Source organism: Sphingomonas endophytica (genome assembly GCF_001476895.1).
In the GTDB taxonomy this organism is placed as follows: Bacteria; Pseudomonadota; Alphaproteobacteria; order Sphingomonadales; family Sphingomonadaceae; genus Sphingomonas; species Sphingomonas endophytica_A.
On the sequence record NZ_LDTB01000172.1, the window covers coordinates 1 to 681 of the forward strand.

The 681-nt window shown below is 62.7% G+C and carries 2 protein-coding genes; both read right to left on the reverse strand.

Going from position 1 to position 681, the window contains the following annotated elements:
• On the reverse strand, positions 1-233 hold a 233-nt coding region (locus NS334_RS16585), incomplete at its 3' end, for an ATP-binding cassette domain-containing protein (protein WP_153002801.1).
• Positions 234-246: 13 nt separating this feature from the next.
• On the reverse strand, positions 247-681 hold a 435-nt coding region (locus NS334_RS16590; protein WP_153002802.1), incomplete at its 5' end, for a substrate-binding domain-containing protein.

Here is a 681-nt window from a genome sequence, read left to right on the forward strand (position 1 = left end):
ATCGCATCCGCCACGCTGTAGCTCGTACGTGCGACGCCATCGATCCGGATCGTCCCACTGCTCGGCGCGACAACACCGCCGAGCACACGCATCAGCGTCGACTTGCCGGCGCCGTTCTCGCCGAGCAGCGCGACCACCTCGCCGGGCGCGACCGACAGGCTGACGTGGTCGAGCGCGACCACGCCAGGATAGGTCTTGCCGATGTCGATCAGCCCGAGGAAGGGCTCGCCCACGCCGGCCGTCGCACTACTTTTTCAAAACCTGCTTCATCTGCGCCATGAAATCGGCAAACTTGGACTTCTCGATGACCTTGCCGGGAACGATGATGATGCCGTTGGCGGGAACGCCTGATTTGTCCCCTTGAACGACCTTCGCCATCAGCTTCATGCCCTGATAGCCCCACTCGAACGGCTGCTGCACGACCGTGCCCTCGATCGCGCCGTCCTTCACGCCGCCGAGCGTGATCGGATCCTCGTCGAAGCCAATGATCTTGATCTTGCCGAGCTTGCCCGCCTCCTTCAGCACCTCATAGATGCGCGGCGTGTTGTAGGAATAGAAGCCGACCAGGCAGCTGACGTCGGGCATGGCTGCGAGAATGTCCTCGACGTTACGCTTGGCGCGGGTCTGATCGATCTCGTCGCCACGCACGTCGACCAGCTCCACCTTCGAGCCCTTGATGGT